The 6,358-nt window shown below is 34.4% G+C and carries 7 protein-coding genes and 1 tRNA gene; all 8 read left to right on the top strand.

Annotated features, from left to right (window positions below):
• Positions 1–195: 195 nt before the first annotated feature.
• The 8 genes from QQZ16_RS22865 (at position 196) to QQZ16_RS22830 (ending at position 6,225) form a co-directional block, all read left to right on the top strand.
• Positions 196–324: a hypothetical protein gene (locus QQZ16_RS22865; protein WP_268817786.1), complete on the top strand. Its 129-nt coding sequence runs from the start codon at positions 196–198 to the stop codon at positions 322–324.
• Between the two features lie 291 nt (positions 325–615).
• Complete coding sequence (locus QQZ16_RS22860) at positions 616–1,320, top strand: class I SAM-dependent methyltransferase (protein ID WP_235247815.1); 705 nt, start codon at positions 616–618, stop codon at positions 1,318–1,320.
• Between the two features lie 592 nt (positions 1,321–1,912).
• Positions 1,913–2,476, top strand: coding sequence for a recombinase family protein (locus QQZ16_RS22855; RefSeq protein WP_172918743.1), 564 nt, complete (start codon positions 1,913–1,915; stop codon positions 2,474–2,476).
• Between the two features lie 228 nt (positions 2,477–2,704).
• Complete coding sequence (locus QQZ16_RS22850) at positions 2,705–3,499, top strand: hypothetical protein (protein ID WP_235247813.1); 795 nt, start codon at positions 2,705–2,707, stop codon at positions 3,497–3,499.
• A 19-nt stretch (positions 3,500–3,518) separates the two neighbouring features.
• On the top strand, positions 3,519–4,274 hold the full coding sequence (locus QQZ16_RS22845; protein ID WP_235247805.1) for an abortive infection family protein: 756 nt from the start codon (positions 3,519–3,521) through the stop codon (positions 4,272–4,274).
• 323 nt (positions 4,275–4,597) lie between these two features.
• Positions 4,598–4,671: transfer RNA gene (locus tag QQZ16_RS22840), tRNA-Arg, on the top strand.
• Positions 4,672–5,129: 458 nt separating this feature from the next.
• Complete coding sequence (locus tag QQZ16_RS22835; RefSeq protein ID WP_235247797.1) at positions 5,130–5,609, top strand: Lrp/AsnC family transcriptional regulator; 480 nt, start codon at positions 5,130–5,132, stop codon at positions 5,607–5,609.
• Position 5,610: 1 nt separating this feature from the next.
• Positions 5,611–6,225: a LysE family translocator gene (locus tag QQZ16_RS22830; protein WP_235247795.1), complete on the top strand. Its 615-nt coding sequence runs from the start codon at positions 5,611–5,613 to the stop codon at positions 6,223–6,225.
• The last annotated feature ends 133 nt before the right edge of the window (positions 6,226–6,358 follow it).

Genomic DNA, 6,358 nt, shown 5'->3' with positions numbered 1-6,358 from the left:
TCTCTTACTACCGCCCATTTAATCTCTTTTGTATATACAGTTTTTTTGCCCACGCAAAAACACCTCCGAATAATGTCACAATACTTATCTCAAGTATTGCCATTTTGGAGGTGTTTTATATTGTCTCACTATTTTAGGTTAGTCCAGAAGGAGTCTCTTAATTGAGGCTCTTCTTTTTCGTATTGGTGCGGATGATTGAACAAGGTGTTGGGTTTAACAGATAGCTACACAACGATTAATAAAACTGTGATTTCATTAACTAAAAGAGGGTTAATATGGAAGAAGACATTTGTTCACTATCCAGCTGGTTCAACAGGATTGTAATGTTATTGTAACTTTTGTAATAATTAATGAAAAGATTATAATTTCCATTCCTTCTCTAACATAAATACAGACTTATTTAGCCGTTTTAATACGAGATGGTAGGTTAGTATTAAATGATATTAAAAATGAAATCTCAGTGAGTTTATGATGCTTAGAAGAGATGTGAACAATAATAATAGGGATTTATTTTATATACAAAATAACATTTTTTTAATATTACCTTAACAAAGTTTTGTGTGAAATTTTGTAAAATTATATAGAACACAATAAATTGTAAAGTAGGGGTAACTTTTGAAAGAAACTATTTATGACTTTGATGATTTATTAGAAATGTTAGATTCCTTACTGAGAGAGCCAACTCAGTTTTGGAATAACTTTTATTCTGACCGTGAAAAGGATGTTCCTTTTTTTACAAATTCCCCCGATGAGAATTTAGTTAGTTACTTTGAAAATGGACTATTTAAGCATGGGAAAGTCCTTGAATTAGGTTGTGGGGCAGGTCGAAACGCAATATATTTTGCTGAAAAAGGATTCTGTGTTAATGCTGTAGATTTATCTCAAGAGTCGCTTAAATGGGCAAAGGAAAGGGCAATTGAAAAGAATGTAAACGTAAACTTCATCAATAAAAATATCTTTGAATTAGACATTGAAGAAGCAACCTACGACATCGTTTATGATTCGGGGTGCTTTCACCATATTGCTCCTCACCGAAGAATGAGTTACATAAACTTAGTGAAGAAAGCATTAAAACCAAATGGCTACTTTGCAATCACTTGTTTTTTTCAAGGTGGGGAGTTAGGCGGTGCAGAAATATCGGATTGGGAAGTATATAGACTACGAAGTCTAAAAGGCGGATTAGGATATACTGAGGAAAAATTAAGGTCTATCTTTAGGGATATGAAAGAAATTGAAATAAGAAAAATGGTGGAAGTCCAACAGCCGAATGATATTTTTGGTGTACCCGACTTTTTGACTGCTCTATTTCAAAAATATTAACTTGCCTTTTTCTTATCAACAAGCAAGCTGCGTTTCTGTGATAAGCAGGAACGCTTTTTGTATTGGTGGTAGAGGATGTCAGAGGTTCATATACACGTCCTCAGACGCTCAGAATGGCTCAGTGTGGCAGTTTAAGAGTCTCGCATCCCTTCTCTTTCCCCTTTGGATTAAATTATGCTCGCAGATTGAATCTGAGGGCATTCTGTAAGCCTGCCGTGAGGATGGTGTGTGCAGGTGGATACAGAAACCACGCACATCCACAAGCAAGTATTCGATAAATTTCCGACACGACTCGAATAATGGATATATTTTAGTACAGTAAATTGATAAATCAGATAGTAATAAGTTAATGTTGTTCGAGACGAACAACGAAATGGATTATGAAACGCAAATCAATAAAACTCGCTGCACTCCTTGGTATAACGTGTTCAATTAATAAGACCTTTGTTTAGAGTTCTACGTATTGTTAATAATCCATTTCGGTGCAAATACTTGAAAGTTATTGCACCGTTTTATCGACATTGCTATAATAGGCTTCATAAGGTGCATTAACTTAGTGCAATAAATGAATGATGAATAGTGAGGATATAACATGAAATATGGATATGCAAGGGTATCAACACTAGCACAAGATTTAGAGGTTCAAATTCAAGCATTACAAGCAGAAGTTTGCGAGGTTATATATAAGGAGAAGTTCACAGGTACTAAAACAGATAGACCAGAGTTCAACAAGGTGCTTGAGGTATTACAAGAAGGTGATACTTTGGTGGTAACGAAATTAGACCGTCTTGCCCGAAACACAAAAGAAGGCATTGAAGTAATCGAGAATCTATTCAACAGAGGCATTAAAGTTCATGTCTTAAATGTTGGACTACTGGAGAATACAACAATGGGAAGATTCTTCTTGACCACTCTTCTAGCTGTGGCTGAAATGGAACGTAACTTAATTGTGGAACGAACTCAAGAGGGTAAAGTATTGGCAAAGCAACGTGATGATTTCAAAGAAGGTAGACCAAGAAAACACTCCAAGCAACAAGTTCTACATGCTTTAGAATTGCTTAAGACTCATACATACAAAGAAGTTGAAGCAATGACTGGCATAAAGAAGCGAACACTGATTAACAGAAAGAATGAACTAGAAGCAAAGCATTTATAGGAGACTCCCGAACCAAGGAGTCTCTTTTCTTTTGCATAAGTTATGGGGGCGGTATTTTCCACATTCTCATGGGATTCATGAGTGGGAGATGGGGGAGGCTACTGCATTCACACGTCACGTATTGTTTTACTTCCGATAAAGTATTAAAGTTCAAATTTTTGTAAATATTTGTGATATAATAGTAGATTGCTAAGGCAGATTCACTATGAATTATAGGGTGGCGATAACTTGAATCTTAATCATAAAATCAAAAAAAGAAAAAAGGCTATTGATACAATTAATGAACTTGTTGCCAACGCTTCACATCTGTTATTAATACATTATTCTTGTGAAAGCTTTTATAATGTTCCAAGCGGTTATACACCGAGGGTCACTTCAATAGCAGTAAGGTATTATAATACAGCACAAACAAAATCGTTTGCTATTCATAAGATAGCTGAAATGAAAAAAATAGCATTCGAGGACATTGAACAAAACTATGATGAAATTGAAAGAGAAATGTTAAAAGAGTTTTTTCAGTTTGTTAAGAAGCATAAATCCTATACTTGGATTCACTGGAATATGAGGGATTTTAATTTTGGATTTGAAGCTATTGAAAATAGATATAGGGTTTTAGGCGGAAGACCCGAAACAATAGACGATGATAAAAAGTATGATTTGGCTAGATTACTTATTGATATTTATGGTGTAGGTTATATCGGTCATCCAAGGTTAGAAAAACTAATTGAAAAAAATAAAATCTCAAATAGGGATTTTTTGGATGGGCAATCCGAAGCTGCAGCATTTGCTAATAAAGAATATGTAAAACTGCACATGTCAACTCTAAAGAAAGTTGATGTTTTTCATTCCATTTTAGATAAGGTAGCATCAGGAAATTTAAAAACAAATGCTAAATGGCATGAACCTTATGGATTATCTCCTCAAGGTGTTTATGAAGCCATTAAGGACCACTGGCTTTACGCTGTTGTTATGCTGATTGTAGGGGCAATTGTAGGGGCAGTTGTATCTAACATAATGAGTTGAGTAATATTGGGGGAATAATATGTTTGAAGAATTGTTTTATGACGTTGAGTCTTTAAAGAGATTATTAGTATCCAAAGCTACAGGGGGACAGGAAAATAACAGCGAGTATACGGAACTAAGACAAAAATTATTAAATAATGGATATACAAAAGCGTATTTGCCACATTTTTTAAGAACATGTCGTTCTTTAAACGATTTCTGGAACTATATTAAGGAAAAGTCAACTACTTACCAAGGAAGAAGGGACTATTTGCGTATTGAATTTGAAAAGGTGTTAATGATATTAGAGGACATGACGGAATCTGAGTTCCCTATTGATGAAGTTGTTTCGTTCTCTAAGGAAGATAAGTTAGATTTAGAGTATGTTCAACAAGCATGGCAAAAAGCGTTAGATAGACGTACAAATGACCCAGAGGGTGCTATCACTATAGCTAGAACTCTACTTGAAGCCACCTGTAAGCATATAATGGATGACGCTAATATCGAATATGATGATAAATCGGAATTACCTCAACTATATAAAGGAGTACAAAAAGTGTTAAATTTAGCACCTAGTGAACATACCGAGCAAATTTTCAAAGAAATACTTAGTGGGTGCGTATCTGTAGTCAAAGGGTTGGGTTCTATAAGAAACAAATTAAGTGATGCACACGGAAAAGGTCAAAGAGTTCCTACACCATCGGCTAGACACGCACATTTGGCAGTTAATTTAGCAGGAGCGATGGCTTCTTTCTTAGTATCTTCATGGGAAGAAAAAAGGAAAATAGTGGGATGAAGGAATGTCGGATTAATGAACTGAACATCGATTAATAGAAATAATGAAGTCAAACAGCAAGTTAAAGAGACTCCAAGAGGGGTCTTTTTCTATACGTTGATGATATGGGGGGAGTATTTTCCACAAATTACGGGGTTCGTTGTAAGGGGGATGAGGTAGGTAGCCTCACATCCACATCCCAGAATTCTAAAGATACCGATACCTTAATTATTATTACATTAGATGCTTGAATGATAGACCATGAGTAATTATAATGGAAGAAAGTCAATCGGTCTAAGTTCGAAAAGTGACCGTTATACTATAGGGAAGAAAATAGCGATAGTGTCCCAGTAGCTCAGCCGGATAGAGCATACGCCTTCTAAGCGTACGGTCGGGAGTTCGAATCTCTCCTGGGACGTCAAGGGTTCGGAAAGAGAAAGTTTGAACCATATGAAGATGCTTCAAATCCTTATTTTTAAGGGTTTGAAGCATCTTTTTTTTTTGGAAGAAAAGGAAACAAATAAAAAGATAAAGGTGCTTCTTATTCACAAATTTTACAAAAGGATATATGTGTTTGAAGTAAGTAAATCCAAAGTTAACGGGAAATTTACTATCTTCCATTGATAAACCAACTAATTCTCTGTTACCTCCTCTATTCAAGCCCATTAGTGTATCTTAAATGTAGATACTATTTTGCGGAGGGTTTTTAACGTATTGGGAGTTTTTCTTTGCTTTAGGTAATTGATTAAGCCTATTTTACAAGTGAAATTTAGCAAATGGAGTACGATTTAGGCGAACGACTACTTAAATTTAATTGACTAACTTTCGTAATGTAAGTAAAATATAAAAAAACTTATAAAAAGAAGGTGTATATTGATGAATTCTTATGATTTGAAAATAATTGAATGTTTAATGGCTAATTCAAGAATTAAATGGGCGGATTTGGCAAAGGAAGTTGGGTTGTCGGCGCCAGCAACTGCTGAACGTGTTAACCGATTAATTCAGCAAGGTGTAATTAAGAATTTTAGTGTCTTATTAGACTCTGAAAAAGTAGGGAGCGAATTAACTGCATTTGTTGCAGTATCATTGGAGCATCCGAAAAATAGAGGTCCTTTTTTAGAATTAGTAAATAAATTAGAAGAAGTTCAAGAATGTCATCATATTGCAGGAGAAGATGACTATTTACTTAAAATTAGAAGTAGAAATACAAAGGATTTAGATCGTGTGATTAGTCATGAGATAAAAGGTTTAAAAGGTATCATCAGAACAAAGACAACGATTGTCATGGATACAACAAAAGAAACTTTTCGAATGCCGTTACAAAAACATAAATTTTTAATAGAGGAAGGAGAGTAAGATGCTTATTGAATTTTATATAAAGGGATTACTAATTGGTTTATCAATTGCAGCACCAGTTGGACCAATTGGCGTTTTATGTATCCGAAGAACTTTAGCACATGGAAGAATAGTGGGGTTAGTTTCGGGATTAGGAGCAGCTGCTGCGGATGGAATTTATGGATTAATTGCGGGATTTGGTTTAACTGTCATTACTAATTTATTAATTGGTCATCAATTTTGGATTCAATTAATAGGTGGATTTTTTCTTTGTTATTTGGGAATAAAAACGTTGACTTCTAAGGCTAGTTTTACACAGACAGATACTCAAAAGAAAAATAGGATAAATGCGTTCGTATCAGTTTTATTTTTGACTTTAACAAATCCAATGACCATCCTGTCATTTATTGCCATTTTTGCAGGTTTAGGTATTTCAAACTCAGAAAATACTATCATTTCTTCTGTTATTTTAGTGATGGGGGTGTTCTGTGGTTCTACATTATGGTGGGTAATATTAAGTAGTAGTGTAGGATTATTTAGAAATCGAATTAGTGGCCAATCTTTAACGATTATTAATCGATTATCAGGATTAATCATTATTATTTTTGGTGGTATCACTTTATATGGATTAATGTAATGTATTATATATCTGCATTTCTAGAAGTAGTTAAAAAGTATTCCTCTGTCGTTACAAAAAGGGGGTGACAGAGAAGTAATACGACCAAAGAAAACTCCAAACAATCATAGTTTGATCGTTTGGAGTTATTATT

Source organism: Bacillus sp. T2.9-1 (assembly GCF_950097965.1).
GTDB classification, from domain to species: Bacteria; Bacillota; Bacilli; order Bacillales; family Cytobacillaceae; genus Niallia; species Niallia hominis.
This window is presented reverse-complemented; position numbering and strand designations above follow the sequence as displayed.

What these genes read in the sequence shown, in the direction of transcription:
- QQZ16_RS22830 (WP_235247795.1), top strand. Translation starts at nt 5,611, where the DNA reads ATGCTTATTGAATTTTATATAAAGGGATTACTAATTGGTTTATCAATT.
- QQZ16_RS22855 (WP_172918743.1), top strand. Translation starts at nt 1,913, where the DNA reads ATGAAATATGGATATGCAAGGGTATCAACACTAGCACAAGATTTAGAG.
- QQZ16_RS22835 (WP_235247797.1), top strand. Translation starts at nt 5,130, where the DNA reads ATGAATTCTTATGATTTGAAAATAATTGAATGTTTAATGGCTAATTCA.
- QQZ16_RS22845 (WP_235247805.1), top strand. Translation starts at nt 3,519, where the DNA reads ATGTTTGAAGAATTGTTTTATGACGTTGAGTCTTTAAAGAGATTATTA.